The 26,229-nt window shown below is 63.4% G+C and carries 27 protein-coding genes; 19 read left to right on the top strand and 8 right to left on the bottom strand.

The genetic code is table 11. The annotated features are described in order from the left end of the window. The first annotated feature begins 71 nt into the window (after positions 1-71). The gene (locus tag V8U06_RS00135; protein WP_427138994.1) at positions 72-731 is read left to right on the top strand and encodes a dihydrofolate reductase family protein; all 660 of its coding nucleotides are present in this window, start codon (positions 72-74) and stop codon (positions 729-731) included. A 5-nt stretch (positions 732-736) separates the two neighbouring features. On the opposite strand, the gene V8U06_RS00130 is transcribed toward V8U06_RS00135, so the two are convergent. After that, entirely contained in the window at positions 737-1,624 is an 888-nt protein-coding gene (locus V8U06_RS00130; RefSeq protein ID WP_427138993.1) for a LysR family transcriptional regulator, read from the bottom strand. Positions 1,625-1,734: 110 nt separating this feature from the next. On the opposite strand from V8U06_RS00130, the gene blaOXA reads away from it, so the two are divergent. Further along, the gene (blaOXA, locus tag V8U06_RS00125) at positions 1,735-2,541 is read left to right on the top strand and encodes a class D beta-lactamase (RefSeq protein ID WP_427138992.1); all 807 of its coding nucleotides are present in this window, start codon (positions 1,735-1,737) and stop codon (positions 2,539-2,541) included. Positions 2,542-2,550: 9 nt separating this feature from the next. Here blaOXA and V8U06_RS00120 read toward each other — a convergent pair whose 3' ends face one another. After that, entirely contained in the window at positions 2,551-3,732 is a 1,182-nt protein-coding gene (locus tag V8U06_RS00120; RefSeq protein WP_427138991.1) for an FAD-dependent oxidoreductase, read from the bottom strand. An 82-nt stretch (positions 3,733-3,814) separates the two neighbouring features. On the opposite strand from V8U06_RS00120, the gene V8U06_RS00115 reads away from it, so the two are divergent. Continuing rightward, the gene (locus V8U06_RS00115) at positions 3,815-4,390 is read left to right on the top strand and encodes a TetR family transcriptional regulator (RefSeq protein WP_427138990.1); all 576 of its coding nucleotides are present in this window, start codon (positions 3,815-3,817) and stop codon (positions 4,388-4,390) included. 168 nt (positions 4,391-4,558) lie between these two features. Then, positions 4,559-8,041: a carbamoyl-phosphate synthase large subunit gene (gene carB / locus V8U06_RS00110; protein WP_427138989.1), complete on the top strand. Its 3,483-nt coding sequence runs from the start codon at positions 4,559-4,561 to the stop codon at positions 8,039-8,041. A 56-nt stretch (positions 8,042-8,097) separates the two neighbouring features. Here the strand turns inward: carB and V8U06_RS00105 are convergent, their stop codons facing one another. The 3 genes from V8U06_RS00105 to V8U06_RS00095 all read right to left on the bottom strand — a co-directional run bounded on the left by V8U06_RS00105 (position 8,098) and on the right by V8U06_RS00095 (position 10,100). Continuing rightward, the gene (locus V8U06_RS00105; RefSeq protein ID WP_427138988.1) at positions 8,098-9,063 is read right to left on the bottom strand and encodes an SDR family oxidoreductase; all 966 of its coding nucleotides are present in this window, start codon (positions 9,061-9,063) and stop codon (positions 8,098-8,100) included. A 10-nt stretch (positions 9,064-9,073) separates the two neighbouring features. Continuing rightward, positions 9,074-9,400, bottom strand: a complete 327-nt coding sequence (locus V8U06_RS00100; RefSeq protein WP_427139551.1) for a hypothetical protein — start codon at positions 9,398-9,400, stop codon at positions 9,074-9,076. 439 nt (positions 9,401-9,839) lie between these two features. Further along, positions 9,840-10,100: a hypothetical protein gene (locus tag V8U06_RS00095; RefSeq protein WP_427138987.1), complete on the bottom strand. Its 261-nt coding sequence runs from the start codon at positions 10,098-10,100 to the stop codon at positions 9,840-9,842. A gap of 220 nt (positions 10,101-10,320) precedes the next feature. Between V8U06_RS00095 and greA the strand changes: the two genes are divergently transcribed. The 4 genes from greA to V8U06_RS00075 are packed head-to-tail and all read left to right on the top strand — an operon-like array spanning position 10,321 to position 13,561. Continuing rightward, complete coding sequence (gene greA, locus V8U06_RS00090; protein ID WP_226918295.1) at positions 10,321-10,797, top strand: transcription elongation factor GreA; 477 nt, start codon at positions 10,321-10,323, stop codon at positions 10,795-10,797. Positions 10,798-10,807: 10 nt separating this feature from the next. Beyond that, entirely contained in the window at positions 10,808-11,872 is a 1,065-nt protein-coding gene (locus V8U06_RS00085; RefSeq protein WP_427138986.1) for a glycosyltransferase family 4 protein, read from the top strand. Positions 11,873-11,904: 32 nt separating this feature from the next. Further along, on the top strand, positions 11,905-12,729 hold the full coding sequence (locus V8U06_RS00080; RefSeq protein WP_427138985.1) for a glycosyltransferase: 825 nt from the start codon (positions 11,905-11,907) through the stop codon (positions 12,727-12,729). Positions 12,730-12,784: 55 nt separating this feature from the next. Further along, positions 12,785-13,561, top strand: a complete 777-nt coding sequence (locus tag V8U06_RS00075) for a glycosyltransferase family 25 protein (protein ID WP_427138984.1) — start codon at positions 12,785-12,787, stop codon at positions 13,559-13,561. 45 nt (positions 13,562-13,606) lie between these two features. Here the strand turns inward: V8U06_RS00075 and V8U06_RS00070 are convergent, their stop codons facing one another. Further along, positions 13,607-14,074 carry an Lrp/AsnC family transcriptional regulator gene (locus tag V8U06_RS00070; protein ID WP_427138983.1) on the bottom strand — a complete coding sequence of 156 codons (468 nt, stop codon included), beginning with the start codon at positions 14,072-14,074 and terminating at the stop codon, positions 13,607-13,609. A 250-nt stretch (positions 14,075-14,324) separates the two neighbouring features. On the opposite strand from V8U06_RS00070, the gene trxB reads away from it, so the two are divergent. From trxB to V8U06_RS00045, 5 genes are all read left to right on the top strand, one after another. Continuing rightward, a complete protein-coding gene (trxB, locus tag V8U06_RS00065) occupies positions 14,325-15,299 on the top strand; it encodes a thioredoxin-disulfide reductase (protein WP_427138982.1) in 975 nt (324 codons plus the stop codon). Positions 15,300-15,410: 111 nt separating this feature from the next. After that, complete coding sequence (locus V8U06_RS00060; protein ID WP_226918288.1) at positions 15,411-16,307, top strand: LysR family transcriptional regulator VtlR; 897 nt, start codon at positions 15,411-15,413, stop codon at positions 16,305-16,307. Positions 16,308-16,840: 533 nt separating this feature from the next. Next, complete coding sequence (locus V8U06_RS00055; protein ID WP_226921843.1) at positions 16,841-17,146, top strand: ArsR/SmtB family transcription factor; 306 nt, start codon at positions 16,841-16,843, stop codon at positions 17,144-17,146. A 36-nt stretch (positions 17,147-17,182) separates the two neighbouring features. Beyond that, a complete protein-coding gene (locus V8U06_RS00050) occupies positions 17,183-18,304 on the top strand; it encodes an alkene reductase (RefSeq protein ID WP_427138981.1) in 1,122 nt (373 codons plus the stop codon). Between the two features lie 172 nt (positions 18,305-18,476). After that, positions 18,477-19,571, top strand: a complete 1,095-nt coding sequence (locus tag V8U06_RS00045; protein WP_427138980.1) for a calcium:proton antiporter — start codon at positions 18,477-18,479, stop codon at positions 19,569-19,571. Between the two features lie 9 nt (positions 19,572-19,580). On the opposite strand, the gene V8U06_RS00040 is transcribed toward V8U06_RS00045, so the two are convergent. Both V8U06_RS00040 and V8U06_RS00035 read right to left on the bottom strand, forming a co-directional pair. Beyond that, positions 19,581-19,814, bottom strand: coding sequence for a hypothetical protein (locus tag V8U06_RS00040; RefSeq protein WP_427138979.1), 234 nt, complete (start codon positions 19,812-19,814; stop codon positions 19,581-19,583). Positions 19,815-19,935: 121 nt separating this feature from the next. Beyond that, a complete protein-coding gene (locus tag V8U06_RS00035) occupies positions 19,936-21,138 on the bottom strand; it encodes a pyridoxal phosphate-dependent aminotransferase (RefSeq protein WP_427138978.1) in 1,203 nt (400 codons plus the stop codon). 313 nt (positions 21,139-21,451) lie between these two features. On the opposite strand from V8U06_RS00035, the gene V8U06_RS00030 reads away from it, so the two are divergent. From V8U06_RS00030 to V8U06_RS00005, 6 genes are all read left to right on the top strand, one after another. Beyond that, positions 21,452-22,348 (top strand): EAL domain-containing protein, encoded by an 897-nt coding sequence (locus V8U06_RS00030; protein WP_427138977.1) that lies wholly within the window; start codon positions 21,452-21,454, stop codon positions 22,346-22,348. A 168-nt stretch (positions 22,349-22,516) separates the two neighbouring features. Next, positions 22,517-22,747 (top strand): hypothetical protein, encoded by a 231-nt coding sequence (locus V8U06_RS00025; RefSeq protein WP_427138976.1) that lies wholly within the window; start codon positions 22,517-22,519, stop codon positions 22,745-22,747. Between the two features lie 73 nt (positions 22,748-22,820). Then, complete coding sequence (locus V8U06_RS00020) at positions 22,821-23,978, top strand: PQQ-dependent sugar dehydrogenase (protein WP_427138975.1); 1,158 nt, start codon at positions 22,821-22,823, stop codon at positions 23,976-23,978. Between the two features lie 90 nt (positions 23,979-24,068). Then, complete coding sequence (locus V8U06_RS00015) at positions 24,069-24,971, top strand: DMT family transporter (RefSeq protein WP_427138974.1); 903 nt, start codon at positions 24,069-24,071, stop codon at positions 24,969-24,971. A gap of 400 nt (positions 24,972-25,371) precedes the next feature. Then, on the top strand, positions 25,372-25,587 hold the full coding sequence (locus tag V8U06_RS00010; protein ID WP_064330734.1) for a cold-shock protein: 216 nt from the start codon (positions 25,372-25,374) through the stop codon (positions 25,585-25,587). A 133-nt stretch (positions 25,588-25,720) separates the two neighbouring features. Then, on the top strand, positions 25,721-26,170 hold the full coding sequence (locus V8U06_RS00005) for a BA14K family protein (RefSeq protein ID WP_427138973.1): 450 nt from the start codon (positions 25,721-25,723) through the stop codon (positions 26,168-26,170). Positions 26,171-26,229 lie beyond the last annotated feature (59 nt).

Here is a 26,229-nt window from a genome sequence, read left to right as displayed (position 1 = left end):
GGCGCCTGTCGGATCGTGCCTTCACCATTCGTCTTTGGATATCAGGTCATTCAATTGCGAGGAGAAACCCCATGCGTAAGATTATTGTCGGCGCCTTCACCAGTCTCGACGGCATCATGCAGGCGCCGGGCGGGCCGCAGGAGGACCCCATCGGCGGCTTCCGCTTCGGTGGCTGGGCGGCCCCGCTCTTCGACGAGAAGATGGGCGCGGCCATCGGCGAGACCTTCGCCCAACCCTTCGACCTCCTGCTCGGCCGCAAGACCTACGACATCTTCGCCGCTCACTGGCCCTATGTGGAAAAAGACGATCCGATCGGTCCGCTCTTCGACCGCATCAACAAATATGTCGCGACGCGCAATCCGGCCTTCAGGCCGACCTGGCAGAACAGCCACGCACTCGGCGCGGACACCGTCGCGGCGGTGAAGACGTTGAAGGCCGGGGACGGACCGAACCTCCTGACGCAGGGCTCCACCGAATTCCTCAAGGCGCTATTCGAACATGACCTCGTCGACGAGGTTCACGTCTCCGTCTTCCCGGTCATCCTCGGCAAGGGCAAGCGCCTCTTCGGTGACGCGTCCTTCCCGCGGGCGCTGACACTGATCGATTCGCGCACCAGCGACACCGGCGTCGTCATGAGCAAATATGCCCGCGCCGGCGAAGTCGCCACCGGGTCCTTCGAGTTCGAGACGCCGACAGACGCGGAGCTGGAGCGCCGCCGCAACCTGACCTGACGGGTTCAGGCCAGCCCCTCCTCCGCCACCGTCACCTTCAGCCAGGCCGAGAAGGCGGACATGGCGGGGGTGACGGTGCGCGATTGCAGGTGGGTCAACCAGTAGCTGCCGAGCGTGACGCTCGTCCGGAACGGCTGCACCACCGCACCGGAGGAGAGCAGCCGCGAAAACATCAGCGGCGGAGCGAGGCCGACGCCTGCGCCCTGCAGCACCGCTTCCATCATGGCGAGCGACGTATCGAAGACGATGGCATTTTGCGGCGGCGGCGTGCGCGGCAACCCGGCGGCCTCGAACCAGCGCGTCCACTCGTCGCGGCGATAGGAGCGCAACAATGTATGGCCGAGAAGATCGGCCGGCTCCTTGAGATCGTGCGCCACGACGGGAATGGCGAGCACCGAAAGCGGCGCGTCGAAGAGGCGAACCGCATCCGTCCCGTGCCAGGCGCCTGCGCCGAAGCGGATGGCGAAATCGAGGCCTTCGGCGGCGAGATCGACGCGGTTGTTGTTGGTGGAAAGCCGCACCTCGACAAGGGGATGGCGCTCGCGGAAGGCGGCAAGACGCGGCAGGAGCCAGCCGACCGCGAAGGTTCCGACGGCACCGATCGTCAGGATTTCTCGCACATGCCCGCCGCGAAAACGCTCCACCGCATCGGCCATGCGATCGAAACTGTCGCGCAGCACCGGCAACAGGCTTTCGCCTTCCGCCGTGATCATCAGCCCACGCGGCAGGCGCTTGAACAGCACGACGCCGATCTGCTCCTCCAGGCTCTTCACCTGATGGCTGACCGCCGCCTGCGTGACGTTCAGTTCGATGGCCGCCCGCGTGAAGCTCAGATGCCGGGCGGACGCCTCGAAAGCGCGAAAGGCGTTCAGAGGAAGGTATGGCCGAACCATGGCGATGCCCCAGTTTTCCTAATGGCTAAGACCAGTATTCATCTTTTGTCAGCACATCAAGGTGCTGCTATCCAGACTGCGAGAATCCTCGAAAACCAAGGAAAAACGTGATGGACAAGCGTCTCTTCGCGGCCGGCACCCTGCTGGCCGCAAGCCTCTCCTCCCCCGCGCAAGCCCGTACCATTTGTACGATCGTCGCCGATGCGGCGAGCACCGAAATCATCCTGGAGAAAGGCGACTGCAAGACCCGCGTGACCCCCGCCTCCACCTTCAAGGTGCCGCTCGCCGTGATGGGCTACGATTCCGGCTTTCTGGAAAATGCCGAGGAGCCGGTGCTGCCCTTCATGAAGGGTTACCCGGACTGGGGCGGCGATGCCTGGCGGCAGCCGACGACACCGAAACGCTGGATGGAATTTTCCGTCGTCTGGTATTCCCAGCGCATCGCCGAATTCCTCGGCTACGAACAGATGCGCGACTACGCGGAAGCCTTCGGCTACGGCAATGCCGACATGACGGGCGATCCCGGCAAGAACAACGGGCTGGAACGCGCCTGGATCGCCTCCTCGCTGAAAATCTCGCCCCTGGAGCAGGTGGAATTCCTCAGGAAACTGGTGAACCACGAACTGCCCGTCTCGGCCGAAGCCATGGATGCCGCCATGGAGATCGTCGAGCGGCGCGACATCGACGACGGCTGGGGCGTGCAGGGCAAGACCGGCATGGCCTATCCCCGCAAGGCCGACGGTACCTTCGACTACAACAAGCCATGGGGCTGGTATGTCGGCTGGGCGCGCCGCGACGAGCGCACCGTCGTCTTCGTCCGGTTGCTCCAGGACGAGAAGAAACAGGAACCCCGCACAAGCCTGCGCGCCCGCGACAGCATCCTGAAGGAACTGCCCGGGATATTGGCGACGGAGTAAAGCGTCCTGTCAGGGCGGGGGAACCGTCCCCGCCCCCTTGCGGGCGAGGCCCGACAGGGTGAGGGCAAGCTTGCGGCCGAACACGGGGGAAGCCCCGAGTGCGCGAAGGACCAGGTTGCGCAGAACTCGGGCGACAGGGTTGCGAACGGTCGCAACCCTTGTCAGCCGGTCGGCAAGCGCCAGCACCTCAGCTGCGGCGGGGCGTCGCTTCTGCTCATAGAGATCGAGCCTCTCCTCCGGCGCCCTGCCCCGCAACACGTCGGCCAACAATTGGCCGAGCACGACGGCATCGACCAGTCCGGTGTTCATGCCCTGCCCGCCGGCGGGGCTATGCACATGCGCCGCATCGCCCATGATGAAAAGTGACCCAGAGCGATAATGCGCGGCGACGCGGTGATGCACGCGGAAGCGCGAACTCCAGAGCACGTCGCGCACCCGGCCCGGACTTTTGCGCGGCCCGCGCGCGTCGAGGATCGCCTGGATGAAGGCGACGTTCGGAGCTTCGGGCGCATTCTCGACCGGGGCGACAAGGCGGTATCGTCCTTTCGGCAACGGAGCGATGACGCCCATGCCTTCCGGCGACAGGAACATCGTCACCTCGCTGCTCAACGGCCAGTCCATATGGACATCCGCAAGCACGAAGGACCCGGCATAGGTTTCACCGTCAAAGGATATGCCGGCCGCTTCGCGAACGATGCTGTGCATGCCATCGCCGCCGATGACGTAACGGGCGCGGAGCGTGCGCTCGCCTTCGGGCGTATCGAGAACCGCCGTCGCGCCTGTCGCATCCGGTGTAATCTTCGTAACGGTCACCCCGCGCTGCACGCTGCCGCCCAGCGTTTTCAGCCTTTCGGCAAGAATCGCCTCGGTTTCGTCCTGCGGCAACATGAGGATCTGCGCGTAGCGGGAGGGAAGCATGGAGAAATCCAGCTCGAAAAGCGCATTGTCGTGATCACGCAGTGCAAAGCGGGTGAGCGGCAGGCCGCGACGCTCCAGCGCGTCGGCAATGCCCAGCCGCTCCAGCACTTCCAGCGTATGGGCGTGAATGACAGCAGCGCGGGAGGTGTTCTGTCCGGCGGCCAGCCGGTCGACGATGACGGGATGAAGACCGGCCTGCTGCAGGGCGGCGGCAAGAGCAAGGCCGGCAGGCCCTGCCCCGACGATGAGGACTTCGGTTTCCTGCGGCAGCATGGCTCGATCTCCAAAAATCAACATTCGTTGACTTTTATGACTATCCCTTGAATTTGTCAACGCTCGTTGGCATTCATTACTCATGACCGATTCCCCCGCCAGAAAGACCAAGTCGGACCGGACCCGAGAGACCATTCTCGAAGCGGCGCGCCTTCTCTTCGCCGAGAAGGGGTATGACGGCACGACGGTGCGCGACATCGCCGCCGCGGCCACTATCGATCCGGCTATGGTGATCCGCTATTTCGGCGGCAAGGACCTGCTCTTTGCCCGCGCCGCGGATATCGATCTGCGGCTACCGGATATTACCACCTTGCCCCGCGCCACGGTTGGTGAAGCTCTGGTGCGGCACTTCCTGATGATATGGGAAAACGAGGCCGGCACCTCGGCCTTGCCGGTGGCCTTGCGCTCGGCCGCCTCCAACGAGTTGGCTGCCGCACGGCTCCGGGAGATATTCGCAAGTCAGGTCGCCCCCGCAATCGCACGGCTCGCGGGGCGTGATACCCCGGCTGTCGCCGGCCTCGTCGCCACACAAATACTCGGCCTTGCCTTCACCCGCTATGTGTTGAAGCTGCCGCCGGTCGTCGCCCTTACGCGCGACCGGCTCGTCGCTGAAGTCGGCCGCACCATCCAGAGCTATATCGACGGCGCGCAACGCTGAAACCGGACCCGCACTTTTCCTGTCGATTGGGCGATTTTCGGGGTTCCGCTTGCCCGTGCATTTGCCTATAAGCCGCTTCTAGCCTTTGAACGACCATAGATGCGCGCCCGGCCGGTGAACCCATCACCATGGCCGGTTTTTCGCGCACGCGGAAGAACGGATAGAGAGATGCCCAAGCGCCAAGATTTGAAATCGATCCTCATCATCGGCGCGGGGCCGATCGTCATCGGTCAGGCCTGCGAATTCGACTATTCCGGCACCCAGGCGTGCAAGGCGCTGAAGGAGGAAGGCTACCGCGTCATCCTCGTCAATTCCAACCCGGCAACGATCATGACCGATCCGGGCCTCGCCGACGCGACCTATGTCGAGCCGATCACCCCGGAAGTCGTCGCCAAGATCATCGCCAAGGAGCGCCCCGACGCGCTGCTGCCGACGATGGGCGGCCAGACGGCGCTCAACACCGCGCTCTCTCTGAAGCGCATGGGTGTGCTCGACCGCTACAATGTCGAAATGATCGGCGCAAAGCCCGAAGCCATCGACAAGGCCGAGGACCGCGCGCTCTTCCGCGAGGCCATGGCCAAGATCGGCCTTGAAACGCCGCGGTCCATGCTGGCCAACGCCACCGAGATCAAGGACAAGGACCGCAAGGTCCACGAAGCCGAGCGCGCCAAGCTGAAGGCGGAGCTGTCGGGCGATGCGCTCGACAAGGCGCTGGACGAGCTGGAAAACCAGTGGAACCTCGGCGAGACCGACCGCAAGCAGCGTTACATGAGCCATGCCATGGCCATCGGCGCGCAGGCGCTCGACACGATCGGTCTGCCGGCCATCATCCGCCCGTCCTTCACCCTCGGCGGCACCGGCGGCGGCATCGCCTACAACCGTTCGGAATTCTTCGAGATCATCAATTCCGGTCTCGACGCCTCGCCGACGACGGAAGTGCTCATCGAAGAGTCCGTCCTCGGCTGGAAGGAATATGAAATGGAGGTCGTCCGCGACAAGGCGGACAACTGCATCATCATCTGCTCCATCGAGAACATCGACCCGATGGGCGTTCATACGGGCGACTCGATCACCGTCGCCCCCGCCTTGACCCTGACGGACAAGGAATACCAGATCATGCGCAACGCCTCGATCGCGGTGCTGCGCGAGATCGGCGTCGAGACCGGCGGCTCCAACGTGCAGTTCGCCGTCAACCCGGAAAACGGCCGTCTCGTCGTCATCGAGATGAACCCGCGCGTTTCGCGCTCCTCCGCGCTCGCCTCCAAGGCCACCGGCTTCCCGATCGCCAAGATCGCGGCAAAGCTTGCCATCGGCTACACGCTCGACGAGCTGGAAAACGACATCACCGGCGGCGCGACCCCGGCCTCCTTCGAACCGTCCATCGACTATGTCGTGACGAAGATCCCGCGCTTCGCCTTCGAGAAGTTCCCCGGCGCCGAGCCGACGCTGACCACCGCCATGAAGTCGGTCGGTGAAGTGATGGCCATCGGCCGCACCTTCGCCGAATCGCTGCAGAAGGCGTTGCGCGGTCTCGAAACGGGCCTCACCGGCCTCGACGAAATCGAGATCCCCGGCCTTGGCGACGGCAACGACAAGAACGCCATTCGCGCCGCGATCTCCACGCCGACGCCGGACCGCCTGCGCATGGTCGCCCAGGCGCTGCGCATGGGCCTGACGCTGGAAGAGGTCCATGAGGGCTCCAAGATCGACCCGTGGTTCCTCGAGCAGTTCAAGGCCATCGTCGACATGGAGGCCCGCATCCGCGAGCACGGCCTGCCGCAGGATGCCGAGAACCTGCGCATGCTGAAGGCCATGGGCTTCTCCGACGCACGCCTCGCCACCCTCTCCGGCAAGCGCCCGAAGGAAGTCGCCGAGCTGCGCAACGGCCTCGACGTGCGTCCGGTCTTCAAGCGCATCGACACCTGCGCCGCCGAATTCGCCTCGCCAACGGCCTATATGTACTCGACCTACGAGACGCCGTTTGCAGGCGCGACGCGCTCGGAAGCCGGCATTTCGGATCGCAAGAAGGTCGTCATCCTCGGCGGTGGCCCGAACCGCATCGGCCAGGGTATCGAGTTCGACTATTGCTGCTGCCATGCCGCCTTCGCTTTGAAGGATGCCGGCTATGAAGCGATCATGGTCAACTGCAACCCGGAAACGGTCTCCACCGACTACGACACCTCCGACCGTCTCTATTTCGAGCCGCTGACGGCCGAGGACGTCATCGAGATCCTGAAGGCTGAGCAGACCAACGGCGAAGTCGTCGGCGTCATCGTGCAGTTCGGCGGCCAGACGCCGCTGAAGCTTGCCGAAGCGCTGGAAAAGAACGGCATCCCGATCCTCGGCACCGCGCCCGACATGATCGACCTTGCCGAGGACCGCGACCGCTTCCAGAAGCTCCTGCAGAAGCTCGACCTTGCCCAGCCGAACAACGGCATTGCCTATTCCGTCGAACAGGCCCGCCTCGTCGCCGGCGAGATCGGCTTCCCGCTGGTCGTGCGCCCGTCCTACGTTCTCGGCGGCCGCGCCATGCAGATCATCCATTCGGAAGGCCAGCTCCAGACCTACCTGCTCGACACGGTGCCGGAACTTGTTCCGGAAGACATCAAGCAGCGCTACCCGAACGACAAGACCGGCCAGATCAACACCCTGCTCGGCAAGAACCCGCTGCTCTTCGACAGCTACCTCACCAATGCGACGGAAGTCGACGTCGATGCGCTCTCCGATGGCAAGGACGTCTTCGTCTCCGGCATCATGGAGCATATCGAGGAAGCCGGCATCCATTCGGGCGACTCGGCCTGCTCGCTGCCGGTCAACACGCTGTCGAAGGAGACCGTCGACGAATTGGAACGCCAGACCAAGGCGCTCGCCAAGGCGCTCAATGTCGGCGGCCTGATGAACGTGCAATATGCCATCAAGGACGGCACGATCTACGTGCTGGAAGTCAATCCGCGCGCTTCGCGCACGGTGCCCTTCGTCGCCAAGACCATCGGCGCGCCGATCGCCAAGATTGCCGCCCGCGTCATGGCCGGTGAAGCGCTCGATGTGGCGATTGCCGCCTATGGCGAGAAGCCGGACCCGCGCAACCTGAAGCACATCGCCGTCAAGGAAGCCGTGTTCCCCTTCGCCCGCTTCCCGGGCGTCGACACGCTGCTCGGCCCGGAAATGCGCTCGACCGGCGAGGTCATCGGCCTCGACACCGACTTCGCGCTCGCCTTCGCCAAGTCGCAGCTCGGCGCCGGCGTCGACCTGCCGCGTGAAGGCACGGTCTTCGTCTCCGTGCGCGACGAGGACAAGGAACGCGTGCTGACGGCCGTGCGCCTCCTGACCGACATCGGCTTCAAGGTCATGGCGACCTCCGGCACCGCGCGTTTCCTCGCCGAGAACGGCATCGAGGCAACCAAGGTCAACAAGGTGCAGGAAGGCCGTCCGCATGTCGAGGACGCCATCCGCAACCGCCAGGTCAGCCTCGTCATCAACACGACGGACAGCAACAAGGCGATCTCGGACTCCAAGTCGCTGCGCCGCGCCGCACTGATGCAGAAGGTGCCCTACTACACCACCATGGCCGGCGCCGCCGCCGCCGCCCAGGCCATCAAGGCCCTCAAGCAGGGCCAGCTCGAAGTACGGCCGTTGCAGTCCTATTTCTGAGACGAACCCTTCGAAAACGCGAAAAGCCGGGCGGCCCTCGCCCGGCTTTTCCTTTTTCAGTACCCGCCAACGATCGGCAGCACTTCGCCCGTGATGTAGCTGGAGCAATGCGACGAGGCGAGGAAGACATAGGCGGGGGCAAGTTCCTCCGGCTGGGCGGGGCGTTTCATCGGCGTTTGCGCCCCGAATTTCGCAACGTCCCCGGCCTCCTTGTCGGAAGGGTTGAGCGGCGTCCAGACCGGGCCGGGTGCGATGGCGTTGACGCGAATGCCGCGCGGCACGAGCTGGCCGGCCAGCGCACGCGTGAAGGCATGGATGCCGCCCTTCGTCATGGAATAATCCAGCAGGTCCTTGGAACCGTCGATGCCGGTGATCGACCCCGTATTGATGATGGCCGACCCTTGCTCCATATGCGGCACGGCAGCCTGCGCCATGAAGAAATAGCCGTAGAGATTGGTCTTCAGCGTCTCGTCGAAATGCTCCTCCGTGAGGTCGACGATATCCTTCGTGTGCACCTGGAAAGCCGCATTGTTGACGAGGATGTCGAGCCGGCCGAGATCACGCACCACACATGTCACCGTCCGGGCGCAGAAAGCCTTGTCCTTCACGTCGCCGGCAAAGGCGATGCAGCGCCGGCCCTCCGCCTCCACGGCGGCAATCGTCTCCTTCGCATCGCCGCCTTCGGCAAGATGGCAGATCGCGACATCCGCGCCCTCGCGGGCGAAGAGCACGGCGACCGCCCGGCCGATGCCGGAATCGCCGCCGGTGATCAGCGCCACCTTGTCCTTCAGCTTTTCCGAGCCCTTGTAGAAGGGCGCGTCATACATTGGCGGCGGATCGACATCCGCCTCGTGGCCGGGCTTGGCCAGATGCTGCTTCGGAAATGGCGGCACGGGATAGAGCCGGGCGCCGGCCTGCATGGCCTTAGGCTCTTCCGCCTTGCCCTTGCGGTCGGCCTCGGCCACGTCCTTCTGGATGTCGCGCTGTTTTTCAGCCGTGCGGGCGGATTGGCTCGGGGTCATGGCGGCCTCTCTAGAGTTCGGTGGGACGGATATTGTCGACACGCACCGTACCGGCGACCACTTCGCGCGGACCTTCCACCGGATAGGCCGGATCGGTCTCGACGACGACAGTGTAGAGCTTCTCGTTGCGGAAAGCGCTGGACGAGGTGGTGGAGTTGCCGTCACCCGGCAGGGCATCGATTTCCATGAAATCGAGTTCGGCGTCCGCCGCAACGACACGGGCATCGCCGCTGGATCGGGCGCGCACCACCACCTCTCCCTGGTTGGGCGCGAGGTTCCAGTTCGTGTCCGTTGGGGCGGCAATCGGCACGAGTCGGTAGAGCTTCAGCTGTTCGATATCCGAATAGTCCGCGACCGGTGTTTCGCCGCCCTGCGGCGCGTTTCCGTCGAAGTCGGCGGACTGATCGCGGGCCGACGTTGCCATGCCCGGCGGGATGCGGGAGGCGGTCGCATCGTCACTGCCGGCGATGCTGCGCGGCTTGATGCTGGAAACGCCGTCATTGCTGCGGCCGGCCTGCGACATAGCAAATTGCGGCGTGGCATCGGCATGCATGGCCTCCTCCCGACCGGCCCCTTCCGAAACGATGCTGCCCGTCCCCGGCACGATCCGCGGTTCCATCGGCACAGCCTGCCCGTCCTCGTCCCGATGGCCCTCCCCGGCCCCACGGCGGCCTTCCTCGTAGAGGGCCGGGTTGCCGGACACTTCGCCCGCGAACTGCTTGAAGTAGTCGGAAATCCTGCGCATCACACCCATTGTTTCATCCTCATGTCCTGGCTCATGTCCTGGTTTCGAGGCGGGCCATCGCGGCCGTCAGGATCGCCCGGATCTCGTCATCGGCAATCTGCTGGGCGGCAAAGGCGGCGTCCGGCTCGATGCCGGGGTCCTCCTCATGGTCGGCGACCGTCTCGTTGTCCCGCGCCATGGCAAGCAATGCCTCGCGCGCCGCGGGGATGGCGGCGACCACGGACAGCAGCTCCACCAGCAGGCGCCGGTGGGCGTTGATCCTGCCTTCCAGATGGGCCGTATTGCCTGTCATGCGCACCTCCCGCGTTGATCGGCTAACGGCAGCCAGTGGCGAATGTTCCCGGGAACGTTCCGGGGCGTGCGGCAAAAAAACTGGCTTTCGCGCCCGCCGATCTGCTATAAGGATCGTTCAAACGCTTTCGACGGTTCCGGGGATTCGTCTCCGGAGACCGTTTTCTTTTGCGTTCGCGCAGGCCTCGGCCTGGGCGGCGCGCTCTGAAGGACGGGATAAAATGGTTGAAAAGGTACCGATGACCCAGGACGGTTTCGTCAAGCTGCAGGAAGAGCTGCGCTGGCGTCAGCAGGAAGAGCGTCCGCGAATCATCGAGGCGATTGCCGAAGCGCGCGCCCATGGCGACCTGTCGGAAAATGCCGAGTACCACGCTGCCAAGGAAGCCCAGAGCCACAATGAAGGCCGCATCACGGAGCTCGAAGACTTCGTCGCGCGCGCCGAGGTCATCGACCTCTCCAAGATGTCCGGCTCCAAGATCAAGTTCGGCGCCCGGGTGAAGCTCATCGATGAGGACACCGAGGAAGAGAAGGTCTACCAGATCGTCGGCGACCAGGAAGCCGATGTGAAGCAGGGCCGCATTTCCATCTCCTCGCCCATCGCCCGCGCGCTGATCGGCAAGGAAGTCGGCGACAGCATCGAAGTGAACGCCCCCGGCGGTTCCAAGGCCTACGAAATCCTCGCCGTCACCTGGGGGTGAGTACCCCTTCATGCCGTTCATAGAGGACATGCGCAACGTCGAGGTCATTGCTCCCAACTTCAAGCGCCGGCTCTCCGGCGTGACGTCGACGATCATCCAGCTTGTCCCGGTTCAAAACAGGCTCGGGCAGAAGGTCTCCACCCTCGGCCCCGGCCTGCCGGACACGCTGCCCAAGATGCGCTGGCGTGATCTTCTGTCCCTTTGGACTGCGCCTCCCGGCCGCAAGGCCCGCATCTGGCATGCGCGCCGCAACCTCGAGATGCTGCCAGCGATCGTGATGCGCGATCTCCTGCGCATGAAGCTGAAGCTGGTCTTCACCTCCGCCTCGCAGCGTCGCCATACCGGCTGGACGAAATTCCTGATTTCCAGGATGGACGCCGTCATCGCCACCAGCGCGAAGACGGCGTCCTATCTTGAAGTTCCGAGCACGGTGGTCATGCACGGCATAGACCCCGCGCGGTTCTCCCCGCCGACCGACAAGCCGGCGGCGAAGGCTGCCCTTGGCCTTGACCCCGCGCAGAACTATGCCGGATGCTTCGGCCGCGTCCGCCACCAGAAGGGAACGGACCTCTTCGTCGAGGCGATGATCCGCCTCCTGCCGCAGCGGCCGGACTGGTCGGCCATCATCGCCGGACGCGCGACGGCCCAGCATGTGAACTACGAGAATGCGCTGAAGGAGAAAGTGCGGGCGGCCGGTCTTGCCGATCGCATCCTCTTCGTCGGCGAACATACCAACATCAACGACTGGTATCGCGCGCTCGATCTCTTCGTCGCCCCGCAGCGCTGGGAAGGCTTCGGCCTGACGCCGCTGGAGGCCATGGCGACGGGCGTTGCCGTTGTCGCGACCGACGTCGGCGCATTCAGCGAACAGATCGACACCGGCACGGGCATCCTTGTGGAAAAAGACGATCTTTCGGCGATGACCGATGCCACGGCCGCCCTTCTCGACGACAATGCGCGACGGCAGTCTGCCGGCCTGCGCGGGCAGGCGCGCGCCCTGCAGAACTTCCTGATAGAGAACGAAGCTCGGCAGGTATATCGCGTCTACGAGCAGGCGGCATCGGCGAGAAACTAACCTTTCGTCTCGAAAGATAAGGCAATTCAGAGATGAGCCATCCCCAGAACACCGAAGCCAAGCCCACGGTCACGGCTGTCGTGACGAGCTGCAAGCGGTTCGACCTGCTCGAGGAAACGCTCAAGAGCTTCGTCGAGCACAATACCTATCCCCTGAAGGAGATCCTCATCATCGAGGATTCGGCGGAAGAGGGTGTCTACGCGGTCGGCAAGGTTCTCGAGGGCGTCAATCACCGCATTCTCGTGAACGGCAAGAACCTCGGGCAGATCGCCTCCATCGACCGCGCCTATGGAGAGGTCGACAGCGACTACATCTTCCACCTTGAAGACGACTGGCGCTTTACCCGTCCCGGCTTCATCGAGCGGGCGATCGAGGTTCTGGAGCAGGAGCCGAACGTCATCCTGGTCAGCGTGCGGACGGACGCGGACATGCCGCGATATGTCCGGAGCCTGAAGGACAGGCACACCGCCTCCGCGCGCTACAAGCGAACCTTCCCCGAACTGCATTTCCTGTGGCACACCTTCACCTTCAACCCGGGACTGCGACGCCGATCGGACTATCTGGCGCTCGGCGGCGGCTACAAGGGCGTCGGCGACGAAGCGAAGATCAGCCGTTTCTACAAGGCCCAGAAGCGGGACATGGCCTGGCTGCACGATGGCGGCGTCCTGCATATCGGCGACGAGCGCTCGACTTATGGAACGGGCTGGGGATATCGAAAGTCGCGCCCGAACCGCAGCCTGCGCAAGTTCTTCAGCAACGAGAACATCTTCAAGTGGCGGGAATCCCTGCGTCGCCGCTTCTGGCACAGCCTTCGCCTGCTCGGCATAGACACCGAACCGATGCAGCGCAGGCGCTGAGGTGGTTCCGCCGAAAAGACCCCAAGCACATCAAGAGTAGCCGGCAGCCGCACGCATGATGAAAACCTACATTATCAACCTCGACGGAAATCCGGAACGGCTGGAAAAGATCGGCTCGATCCTCGCCGGCTTCGGCCTGCCGTTCGAGCGCATTTCCGCGGTCGATGGCCGGCGCTACGATCTTGCGACGCTTGCCGACTACGATGCCTCGGCGGCAATGGCCTATATGGGGCGCAGTCTCGTCGGCGGCGAGATCGGCTGCTACTACAGCCACCTGAAGGTGGCGAAGGCCTTCCTTGAGACCGACGCCCCCTATGCGCTGGTCTTTGAAGACGATGCGCTTCCCCTGTGCAATACGGTCGACCTGCTCGACAAGGCCCTGCCTGACCTCGATGCCCTCGACCCGGACTGGCTTCTCATCAACATCGGCAACAACAAGATGAAGATCAGCACCGGCCTCGGCTGGTACGCGGCGGATGAAAAACGCTTTGAACTGGTCGCCGCGCATTACTTCCCGATGACGACGAGCGCCATCGTCTGGTCGCGCAGGGGCGCGGAGCGGTTCGTGCGGGAACACAGGACGATCTTCGCGCCGGTCGACAACTTCTTCCGTCACTGGCTGACCCGCGAGGGGCATGGATACAGCTTCTGGCCAGCGCCCGTCACGACGAGCGGCGCAGAGAGCCAGATCCTCGCTTCGTCAGGAGCGAGCCGGAAAAACAACAGCCGCCGCTGGTTTTATGGCTTCGCGAAGCAGAAGCGGCTCATGATCGACAAATACATCGCCTGGCGGAAGAAGCGCCGGTTCCGCCCGCAGGGCAAGGCCGGTTAGTGCGTTTCCGGTGAACCGGGTTTTACCGGAAATTCTCTAGCGCGATCACAGTTCGACCAGCCCGACCTTCTTCACCTGGCGGATCGTCAGCATGGTGCGCACCGTGTCGACCTGCGCGTTGGCGGTCAGTTCCTCGATGACGAAATCCTGGAAACGGGTGAGGTTTTCGGCAACGCAGTGCAACAGGAAGTCGCTGTCGCCGGAGACCATCCAGGCCTGGCGCACCATCGGCCATTCGGTCGTCGCGGCGGCGAAGGCCTTGAGGTTGGCTTCCGACTGGTGCTTGAGGCCGACCATGCAGAAGGCGACGAGATCGTAGCCGAGCGCGGGCGCGTTCAGCATCGCCGTATACCCTTCGATGATGCCCGCTTCCTCCAGCTTGCGCACACGGCGCAGGCACGGCGGCGCGGAAATGCCGGCACGGGCGGCGAGCTCCACATTGGTCATCCGGCCATCGGCCTGCAGTTCCTTCAGGATGCGGATGTCGATGGCGTCGAGTTCGGCTCGAAACATGGGAAATTACAGACCTTTCGGGATGGCGACCGGAAGTGACCCGAATCGCCGCATCAGCGCAACATTGTTACTGCAAGAGGCACAAATATGTCACGCGCCTTCGCTTGCCTGTTGGCAAAGCGCCGCGCACACTTGAAACTGCCTGCACTCCCCTCATAAATGAGGGTCAACAGAGACACGCTGCCCGTGCCCTGCGCGACATCGCGCCGGCCGGCCGATTGAGGGGCCTCCCGCCCCGGAAGGAACGACCATGTCCGCCCGCCACGTAAAGGTGCTGATCATCGGCTCCGGCCCCGCCGGTTACACCGCCGCCATCTACACGGCGCGCGCCATGCTCGAACCCGTGCTGATCGCAGGCATGGAACAGGGCGGCCAGCTCATGATCACCACGGATGTGGAAAACTACCCGGGCTATGCCGATCCGGTGCAGGGCCCGTGGATGATGGAGCAGATGCTCAAGCAGGCCCAGCATGTCGGCGCCGAGATCGTCAACGACCTCGTGACGAACGTCGATCTCGACGTGCGTCCCTTCCGCATCTCCACCGACAGCGGCGCCGAATGGACCGCCGATGCCCTCATCATCGCGACGGGCGCGAAGGCCAAGTGGCTCGGCATCGACACCGAGCACAAGTTCATGGGCTTCGGCGTTTCGGCCTGCGCCACCTGCGACGGCTTCTTCTACCGCAACAAGGACGTCATCGTGGTCGGCGGCGGCAACTCCGCCGTCGAGGAAGCGCTCTATCTTGCCAACCTCGCCAGGACCGTGACCGTCGTGCACCGCCGCGACTCGTTCCGTGCGGAAAAGATCCTGCAGGAGCGCCTGTTCGCCAAGGAGAACGTCAAGATCGTCTGGGACCACGAGGTCCTCGAATATCTCGGCGCAGAGGCCAAGCCACCGATGCCGGCAACCGTCAACGGCGTGAAGCTGCGCAATGTGAAGACCGGCGAGACGCGGGATATGGCGATCGACGGCGTTTTCGTCGCCATCGGCCATGCGCCGGCGGTCGAACTCTTCAAGGGCAAGCTGCGCCAGAAGCCGAACGGCTATCTGTGGACGGCGGCCGATTCCACGGCGACGGATGTGCCGGGCGTTTTTGCCGCAGGCGACGTCACCGACGATATCTATCGCCAGGCGGTCACGGCTGCCGGCATGGGCTGCATGGCGGCTCTCGAAACTGAAAAATACCTTGCAGGTCATATGCCTGTCGCAATTGCGGCCGAGTAGAAGCCGCCAACGAAGGGAGGCGGCTCGACCGACCTCCCGTGTGGGAACAGTTGAATCAGCGACCGGACGGGAAACGCTCGTTTCCCGCCGCAAAGACATATGGGGGATAGAATGCCGCTCGATTGGGACAAGCTGCGGATTTTTCATGCCGCGGCCGAGGCGGGCTCGTTCACGCATGCAGCGGACAAGCTGCACCTTTCGCAGTCGGCCATCAGCCGCCAGGTCAGTGCGCTGGAGCAGGATGTCGGCATCAAGCTCTTCCATCGCCATGCCCGCGGCCTGATCCTCACCGAACAGGGCGAGATCCTTTACCGCACCGCCCACGACGTGCTGATGAAGCTCGAAAGCGTGCGCGTGCAGCTGACGGAAAACACCGAAAAGCCGAGCGGCAAGCTGCGCATCACCACCACCGTCGGCCTCGGCCAGGGCTGGCTGACCGACAAGGTGCAGGAATTCCTCGCGCTTTATCCCGACATGCAGGTACAGCTCATTCTCGACAACGAGGAGCTGGACGTGAACATGCGCCATGCGGACTGCGCCATCCGCCTGCGCGAGCCGCAGCAGTCCGACCTCATCCAGCGCCGGCTCTTCACCGTGCACATGCACCTCTATGCAGCGCCCTCCTATATCAATCGCTACGGCGAGCCGCAGTCGATCGACGATCTCGACAACCACAAGATCATCACTTTCGGCGAACCGGCGCCGAGCTACCTACTCGACGTGAACTGGCTGGAGATCGCCGGCCGCGATTCCGACAACCCCCGCCCCTCCGTGCTGCAAATCAACAGCCAGACCTCGATCAAGCGCGCCTGCCTGCTCGGCATCGGCATCGCGATGCTGCCGGACTATATTGTCGGCCGCGACCCGGGACTTATCCAGCTGCCCGTAAGCGCGGATATCCCTTCGTTCGATACCTACTTCTGCTATCCGAGCGAAATGAAGAACTCGGCGAAGCTCAAGGTTTTCAGAGACTTCATCGTCGCCAAGGCGCGCAACTGGAACTTCTGAAACCGCCATTTCGGAAGGCTTGCGCCTCGTGCATGGCTGGCATGCGCATTAAATGATTGCCGTATGCCCGAAAAAGCATCATATCGCGCCCAGCTGATGCACTTTTGGTGGCTTTTTCCTCCCAGTGCCACCGCAGCAGCTGTTCCCCTCTGGAGGTTTTATTACCTTCAAAACTACAAAGGGCCCAAGTTGATCTTGCGGCCCTCTTTTTTTGCCTTTCGTTAACCAAGGCAGAATTTCCAACGCTCATGCAAAACTTGGCACGTCTTTCTCTTGAAGACGGCAACCCCCTCTCCCATATTAAAGACAGCCGGCGCACTTGCGGTCTTTCTCCTCCCAGTACCGCGCGCTGGCTGTTCCCCTCTGGAGGTTCTTAAACCTTCAACCTAGCAGGGCCCGAGCTTCGCTTGTGGCCCTCTTTTTTTGCCCATTTATTTTCTTTTTGATTTTTATTTCTGAAGCCCCTTGCATCGGCAAACCGCGATCCCAATATCGGGAATATCCGATATAAACATCGTAAAGCTCCGATGGACATGACCGAACCCGATACCGACGAAATCCTCAAAGCCCTCGCCCATCCCAAGCGACTGGAAATCCTCGCCTGGCTGAAGGAGCCGCAGGTGCATTTTCCCGGCCAGGAACATCCGCTGGAATTCGGCGTTTGCGCCGGACAGATCGAGAAGCGCTGCGACCTGTCGCAGTCCACCGTTTCCGCCCACCTTTCCACCTTGCAGCGCGCCGGCCTCGTGACGACGCGCAAGGTCGGCCAGTGGGTGTTCTTCAAGCGCGACGACGAAAAGATCGCCGCCTTTCTCCATCACCTCAACGGCGCTCTCTGAGCACCTCTCCCCTCCCAGCCAGAAGAAGGACTTCCCATGACCTCTCTTTTCGACCCCTTGAAGATCGGCGATATCGACGTCAAGAACCGCATCGTCATGGCGCCGCTGACGCGCAACCGCTCGCCACACGCCGTGCCGAACACGCTGAATGCCGCCTACTACGAACAGCGCGCCTCCGCCGGCCTGCTGATCACCGAGGCGACGGCCATCACCCAGCAGGGTCAGGGCTATGCCGACGTGCCGGGCCTCTATACGCCGGAAGCTCTCGCCGGCTGGAAGCAGGTCACGGATGCCGTGCACAAGGCCGGCGGCAGGATCGTCGTTCAGATGTGGCATGTCGGCCGTATCTCACACGACACGCTGCAGCCGGGCGGCGGCAAGCCGGTCGCTCCCTCCGCCATCCGGGCCAAGTCGAAGACCTATCTCATCAATGCCGACGGCACCGGCAGCTTTGCCGAGACCTCCGAGCCCCGCGCCCTCGAAAAGGCCGAGCTTCCCGGCATCGTCGAGGATTATCGCCGGGCCGCCCGCGCCGCCATCGAGGCGGGCTTCGACGGCGTCGAAATCCACGCGGCCAACGGTTACCTGATCGACCAGTTCCTGCGCTCGGGCAGCAACCATCGCACGGACGCGTATGGCGGCTCCATCGAGAACCGCGCGCGTCTGCTCTTCGAGGTCGTCGAAGCAATCACCGCGGAAATCGGCGCCGGCCGCACGGCCATCCGCATCTCGCCGGTCACGCCCGCCAACGACGCCTTCGATCCGAATCCGCAGCCGCTCTTCACCCATGTGGTGGAAGGCCTTGCCCGTTACGGCCTTTCCTACATCCACATCATCGAGGGCGCGACCGGCGGCCCACGTGATCACCAGCAGGGCGACACGCCGTTCGACTATGCTGCCCTGCGCGCCGCTTACCATGCCGCAGGCGGCAAGGCGGCCTGGATGGTCAACAACGGCTACAACCGGGAACTGGCCATCGACGCCGTGGAAGACGGCAAGGCCGACCTCGTCGCCTTCGGCAAGCTCTTCATCGCCAACCCGGACCTCGTGGAGCGCCTGAAGAACGACACCGTGCTGAACGCCCCCGACAAGGACACCTTCTATGGTGGCGGCGCCAAGGGCTATACGGACTACCCGGCGCTGGAAAACGTCGCCTGAGGATAGGCCTTGCGATAGGCAGGCGCTGGTGGGCGTGTCCCTCCCCGCCTGCCCTTCGCCGCATTCAGACGTCCTCCCAAAGAACGCCCGCGTTTCCTTCATCGCGGGCGTTTTCTTTTTGCGCATCCCGGCTACATCTATGAGATCGATCTGCCGAGGAGCCCGCTCGCCCATGCTCTCCAGCCTGTTGAAGGAACGTTTCCTTTTCATCGGCCTTGCCGCCGCCATCGTCGCCTATGCGACGGAACACCGTCTTCTGGAGATGGGGCGCCTGTCGGTTCTCCTGGCGGCCTTCGCGCTCGTCGCCGCGATCATCCTCGTTTCAACCCGCATCGCCCATCACGCGGAAATCCTCGCCTCCAAGGTCGGCGATCCCTATGGCACGATGATCCTGACGCTGTCGGCCGTGCTGGTGGAGGTGGTGATCCTCGCCATCATGATGCAGGGCGAGACCTCGCCGACACTGGTGCGCGATACGATCTATGCCGCCGTCATGCTCGACATCAACGGCATTCTCGGCCTTGCCGCCCTTCTCGGCGGCATCCGCCACGGTGAACAGCCCTATAACGACGATTCGGGAAAGACCTACGGCGTGATGATCCTGACGGCCATGGGCATTTCCATGGTCGTGCCGGAATTCGTGCCGCGGGAAAGCTGGCACCTCTATTCCCTCTTCACCATCGGCGCGATGATCACGCTCTACACCGTCTTCCTGCGCATGCAGGTGGGCGTGCACAGCTACTTCTTCAGCTACGCCTATCCGCGAGCCGAACGGAAGGAAGGCCTGCCGAGCAAGGCGCCGGACGAGAACGAACCCGCGAGCCTGTCCATTGCCGTCATCCTCGTCGGCGTGGTGCTGATCGGCGCGCTCGCGGAGGTCATGTCGGTGCTGCTGGGCGCTGGCCTCAAGGGCTCGGGCGCGCCGCCGGCGCTTATGGCCGTCGTCGTCGCGGCGATTTCCGCCGCGCCGGAAATCCTGACGGCGCTACGCGCCGCCCTTGCCAATCGCATGCAGTCCGTCGTCAACATTGCCATGGGCGCATCGCTCTCGACGGTGATCCTCACCGTGCCGGTGATGGAGGCCATCGCGCTCTACACCGGCCAGCCCTTCGTCATGGCCATGTCGCCGACGCAGACAGTCATGGTGGCGATCACGCTGATCGCCGCCGCCATCAACCTCAATGACGGGGAGACGAACGCCATCGAAGGCATGACGCATTTCATCCTCTTCGCCACCTTCATCATGTTGACGATGATCGGGCTTTGAGGACGCGGCTTACCGGCGTTCGGCGCCCTGGTAATATTCGCCGGGGCCGTTGCGCATGCCGCGGTACTTTTCCGGATTGTTGAAGAAATAGTCCCAGGCCGTCATCATGCCCGGATGCTCGCCGGCAACGATCTTTCCACGCGGCGTCTCTCCGCTTCGCTCCCCGTAGCTGTCGGCGGCAAGGGCGGCGGTTGCGGCGGTGAGCGCCAGCAGGGCGGCGAGGGAGAAGGATGTGGCTTTCATGATGCTGCTCCGGTGTTTCCGTATCGCTTCATTATATCGGTGACGAAGGCGAAAATTTCACCAACGGCAATGAAAAAACCCGCCGTCGCCGGCGGGTTTCGTATTCATAGGGCCGAATAGCTTACTTGCAGCCGGCGCAGAAACGCTGAATGCGCTTGCCGGCCTCTTCGAGCTGGGCTTCCGAGGTCGCATAGGAGATGCGGAAGTTCGGGCCGAGACCGAAGGCCGAGCCGTGCACGACGGCAACGCCTTCCGCTTCCAGCAATTCCGAAACGAAGTCCTCGTCCGTCTCGATGACCTTGCCCGAGGGCGCGGTCTTGCCGATCAGGCCCTTGCAGGACGGATAGACGTAGAACGCGCCTTCCGGCGACGGGCACTCGATGCCCTTGGCCTGGTTGAGCATGGAGACGATGAGGTCGCGGCGCCCCTCGAAGATCTTCTTGTTTTCCGGGATGAAGTCCTGCGTGCCGTTCAGTGCCTCGACGGCGGCCCACTGGGCGACCGAGCAGGCACCGGACGTCTGCTGGCCCTGGATCATGTCCATGGCCTTGATGAGGTTGAGCGGGCCGGCCGCATAGCCGATGCGCCAGCCGGTCATCGCATAGGCCTTGGAAACGCCGTTCATGGTGAGCGTGCGGTCATAGAGGCCCGGCTCGACTTCGACCGGGGTCGCGAACTTGAAGTCGCCATAGGTCAGGTGTTCGTACATGTCGTCGGTCAGCACCCAGACATGCGGATGGCGCATCAGCACATCGGTGAGCGCCTTCAGCTCGTCATGGCTGTAGGCCGCGCCCGAGGGGTTGGACGGCGAGTTGAAGATGAACCACTTGGTCTTCGGCGTGATCGCCTTTTCCAGGTCTTCCGCCTTCAGCTTGAACTTGTTTTCCTGCGTCGTCGCGACGAAGACCGGCGTACCGCCGCACAGCGAGACCATTTCCGGATAGGAAACCCAGTAAGGTGTCGGGATAACGACTTCATCGCCCGGATTCATCGTCGCCATGAAAGCGTTGAAAAGAATCTGCTTTCCGCCCGTGCCGACGATGGTCTGCGCGGCGGTGTAGTCGAGATTGTTCTCGCGCTTGAACTTCTTGACGATGGCCTCGCGCAGTTCCGGGATGCCGGCGACCGGCGTGTACTTCGTCTCGCCACGGTTGATCGCGTCGATCGCAGCCTTCTTGATATTGTCGGGCGTGTCGAAATCCGGTTCGCCCGCGCCAAGCCCGATGACGTCGCGGCCTTTCGCTTTCAGTTCACGCGCTTTCTGGGAAACGGCGATGGTGGCGGAGGGCTTCACACGGGAAAGGGCGTCGGCAAGAAAGGCCATGATGGAGATGTCCTCATCGGGTTCAAAGACGGCTGGACGCCATGGACCCGGAGCGCCGGGCTCCATAGCGGTTAGGTCTATGTCGAATGTGGGCCGGTCTTGCAAGCGCGAAGGGCGAAAAAAGCGGGAAATCCGGGCTTCCTCGCAAAATTTCATCAACACTATCACGGATGCGAATGGATCGTGGCGGCATCACACGAAAAGGTTGAAATACGCGGGAACGTAAAAATTTTTACGCGAAGGATTAAGCCGCCGTTAACGGGTCGCGCCTAAGGTTTGCTTGTCGACATCGTTCCAGCGGATGGTGCGCTGCATGAGCGAAAAAAGCATCTTCTCCAATCTCGTCCGCCAGCCGGACGGCGCATTTAGCGCGGTCTATGGCCCCTATCTCCTGCAATCAGCCCTGCAGCCGATCTTCAGCGAGCAGCCGGACGGTCGCCTGCAGATCGCCGCCTTCAAGGGACTGATCCGCGCCAGCGCGGGCGGCATGCCCTGTTCGCCCGGCGAATTCTTCCAGCGCGTCGCGGAAGACGAGCGGGCGGCGGTCGACGGGCTTTGTCGCAGCCTGCACATCCTCAATGCCGGCGCACTCGGCCGGCGCGACTGCGCCCTCATCGTCAACATCCAGAGCGGCCTCTTCGCAACACCCCAGGCAATGCGGCAGGAGGTGGAGCGTCTGCGGCTCTCGGCGCACGAGGCAGGCATGCCGCTCGACGCCATCGCCTGCGAGATCCGCCAGCATCCGCTCGACGATCCCGACCGGCTGGCGCGTTTTGCCGAGCGGCTGCATGAGAGCGGCTTTGCCATCGCCATCGACGACTATACCGGCGAGGACCGCGACCTTGAGCGCGTCAGCCGCCTGCAGCCGCAATTCGTCACCTTCGACACGGCCTGGCTGCGCGGCTTTGCCGAGAACTCCGCCGGGCTTGCGCTGCTGCGTGTCGTTGTCAGCCAGTTCGCCGCCAAGACCATCCGCGCCATCGTCGCGGGCATCGAGGAACCTGACATGCTGGCGCTTTGCCGCGAGATGGGCGGCCCGCTGTTGCAGGGCTACCTGCTCGCCCGCCCGGAACTCGCCCCGACCAGCTTCAACCAGACCTTTCCGGAGCATGCCGACACGCCGGTCCAGGCCGTCGCGGAGACGTCCGCCGCAGGCACGGAAAGCCGCGTCGTTCGCCCCCTTCGCCAGTTCGGCCGGCGGGGTGTCTAGAACGGCGGGAAAGCGCGGTCTATTCGGCCGAACCCGCTGAAATTTCGACTTTTTCCACAAGCCTTATTTTCGCCGCAATAAATGTCGGCCCTTGCCGCAATTCGGTCCTTGTGACGCCGACTTCGGCGGGCTTTTTCGTCATCACGGAACGCAAACAGGGGAAGAGACATGTTTCTGGATGACGACGCGATCGGCAGCAAGCCAAAGGCCCGGGAAACGCGCGCCATGTTCCTCATCGCGATGACGGCTCTGGTCGCCTGCGTCGCCATGGTCGTCAGCCTGATGTCTCCGCCGGCCGTCGAGATCGACACGATCAAGACTTCCGGCATCGAGCGCACCACCTCGCAGATCGACCCCTCGCTGAATTCCCCCTCTCTGAATTCCTCCACGCAAAATTGACCCTGCCCTCCACCGATTGCCCTTGAAAGCCGTGCCGCTCTGGGCCAGTTAACGGCGAAAGCAGGAGACGGCGATGCGGCAGACCACCAACATGCGGAAGAGCGCCTTCGCGGCCATTGCCCTGCTCCTTGCCGTCGCAGCCACCCCCACCCTCGCACAGACACGTGAATTCCCCAGCAAGAAGGCCGCGCTTTCCGTCGAGACGCTGGCGACCGGCCTCAAGCAACCCTGGTCCGTCGAAGTGCTGTCGGACGGCGGCTATCTCGTGTCCGAAAAGGGCGGCACGCTCCGCCTCGTGCGCAACCACACTGTCTCCACGCCGATCAGCGGCGTGCCCGAAGTTGCCACGAATGGGCAGGGTGGCCTGCTCGACATCGCGCTTGCCCCTGACTTTGCGACGAGCCGCATTCTCTACTTCACCTATAGCGCCCGCGGCGACGGCGGCATCGGCACGGCCGTCGGCAAGGCAAGGCTGTCGGACGATGCCACGAAGCTCGAAGGCGCCACGCGCATCTTCCTGATGAATCGCCTCACGACACGCGGCCAGCATTTCGGCTCGCGCATCGCCATCGCCAAAGATGGCAGCCTGTTCTTCGGCATCGGTGACCGGGGCGAAGGAGAGCGCGCACAAGACATGCGCGATCATGCCGGCGCCATCCTGCACATCAACCCCGATGGCAGCCCCCATGCCGACAATCCGTTCAACGGCAGCGCGGATGGCCTCTCGGAAATCTGGTCGAAGGGCCATCGCAACCCGCAAGGTCTTGCCATCGACCCGAAGGACGACACGCTGCTTTCGGTCGAGCACGGCGCCCGTGGCGGCGACGAGATCAACTTGCCGCTGCCGGGCCGCAACTACGGCTGGCCGCTCGTATCCTACGGCCGGCACTATTCCGGGGCGGAATTCGAGTTCGGCGCGTCGGCTGAAGGCTACGAGCAGCCCCTTTATTACTGGGATCCCTCTATCGCGCCGGGCGCCATCGCCGTCTATCGCGGCGCGATGTTCCCCGAATGGGACGGCAACCTGATCGTCGCGGCGCTGAAGTACCAGCTCGTCGCTCGCCTTGAGCGCGACGAAAGCGGCGCCGTCGTTTCCGAGGAACGGCTGTTCGACGGCGAGCTCGGCCGCATTCGCGACGTGGTCGTCGCACCGGATGGCGCTCTTCTTCTTCTGACGGACGCCGAGGACGGGGCGCTCCTCCGGATCTCCCGCTCGGCCGTGACGGACTGACGCCGCCTCCCTTGCCTCCAATCCCCGCACCTGATAGCAGGAGCGCGAAGGCGCGACCGCGCCCCCTTTCTCCCATCAGGGTCACAAAACATGACGCGCGTTCAGGCGAACCTTCTCCTGTTGCTTGCCGGCGCCATCTGGGGCGCGGGCTTCATCGCTCAGTCGACGGCGATGCAGACGCTCGGCCCGTTGTGGTTCATCGGCCTGCGCTTCGCCGTCGCCACCCTGGTCGCCCTACCCTTCGCGCAATGGGAGAAGTCGCGCGCGAAAAGCCCGTTGCGACAGGCCGATATCGCCGGCTTCGCGCTGACCGGCCTTGCCCTCTTTGCCGCCGCCGCCTTCCAGCAGGTCGGCCTCCTCACCACGACCGTCACCAATTCCGGCTTCCTCACCGGCCTTTATGTGGTCTTCACGCCGATCCTGACGGTGCTCGTGCTGCGCCGCCGGACGCACTGGATCGTCTGGCCGGCCGCCTTCATGGCGTCCTTCGGCATTTTCCTGCTTTCCGGCGGCACGCTCGCCGCGCTGACGCTCGGCGACATGCTGACCATTTTCTGCGCCGTGCTCTGGTCCGTGCAGATGATCTGCGTCGGCGTCTATGCCGGCCGCTCCGGCCGGCCGATCGCCCTGTCGCTGGTGCAGTTCGCCATCTGTGGTGTGCTCGGCTGCGCGGCCGGCATCCTGTTCGAGCCCGTCAGCCTGGCCGCCATCAAGGGGGCGCTGCCCGAAATCCTCTATGCCGGCGTCTTCTCCAGCGGCATCGCCTTCATCTTCCAGAATGTCGCCCAGCGTTACACGACCGCCCCTCAGGCGGCCATCTTCCTTTCCAGCGAGGCGCTTTTCGCCGCCCTCTTCGGCGTGATGCTGCTGGGCGAGACCATCACATCTGCCGGCTATGTCGGCTGCGGCATCATCTTCCTCGCCATGCTGGCGGTGGAACTCGTGCCGGAACTGCTGCGCAGCCGCCGCGCGGGCCTTGCCGTTGAAGCATGACCGCGCGCTTCTTCTTTCGCAACGCAATATAAGTCATACAAGTGCAGCAGAAAGCCCCTAAAAGCTGAGGGTTTTTTCGGCAATCGCCTGGAATTTGACCAAAGTGAGGCGTGTCAAACGACTGCCAAAACTTTTGCTTGCCAATTTGAAGCAAACACATCACTCTTGCGCCGTTCGGGCAATTTGCGGACACGGGAAGACCTTGAATAAATGCGCGCCGGAGACGCGAAACAATTCCGGGCAGCCAAGATCTGATGGTCGCAAGACCAACGGTTGGCTGGCTGCGGTGAAAACAGGACCCTTTCCTCAACCTCCAGAACTGCCTGCCTAACGCCCTATGGGGCAAAACTGATGTGCTGCCCGCCGCCAATATACGGGCAGAGAGAAAAGGACCTGACGCATGGCCGAGACTGGCACTGTAAAATTCTTCAACACCGAGAAGGGCTTTGGCTTCATCAAGCCCGACAACGGTGGCGCGGATATCTTCGTACACATTTCCGCTGTGCAGGCTTCGGGCCTGAACGGCCTTTCCGAAAACCAGAAGGTAAGCTTCGACACGGAACCCGATCGCCGCGGCAAAGGCCCGAAGGCGGTTAACCTGCAGATTGCCGGCTGATCCGGTTTCCTCAGGATTTTCAGTTGAAGCCCGGCAGAGATGCCGGGTTTTTTCGTTCAGCCTCCGTTCAGCCGCACTCTTCTAGTTTCGTTGATATCGACCGGCGATGGGCCGGATCCAAAGGATCGACGTCATGAACAAAGTCCTCAAGACAATCGTGCTTTCCCTGGCGGTTGCGGCAACGACCCTCACCGCGACGGCGGGCGTGGTCGAAGCACGCGACCGTCACCGGGACGGCTACTGGGGCGATGCCGGCGATGGCTACTACCGCAAGCCGCGCCGCCATCACCGCGATCGCGACGCCCTGATCGGCGGCGCCCTTGGCCTTGCCACCGGCGTCATCATCGGCGGCGCACTGGCGTCCCAGCCGCGCTATTCCGAGCCGCGCTACGTGGAGCCGGATTATTACCCGGAGCCCGAGCCCCGCGTGATCTATCGCCGCCAGCCGGTCTATACGCCGAGCTACGAGCCGTGGAGCCAGTCGTGGTATGACTACTGCTCGCAGCGCTACCGCTCGTTCAATCCGCGTAGCGGCACCTATGTCGGCTATGACGGCCGCGAGCACTTCTGCACCGCCGGCTAGGACGGATCGACATTCACTGCATCCATATCATCGCTGCGATGAGGTGAATGAAGCCCGAG

It is taken from the genome of Shinella sp. G-2, assembly GCF_050172695.1.
In the GTDB taxonomy this organism is placed as follows: Bacteria; Pseudomonadota; Alphaproteobacteria; order Rhizobiales; family Rhizobiaceae; genus Shinella.
This window is presented reverse-complemented; position numbering and strand designations above follow the sequence as displayed.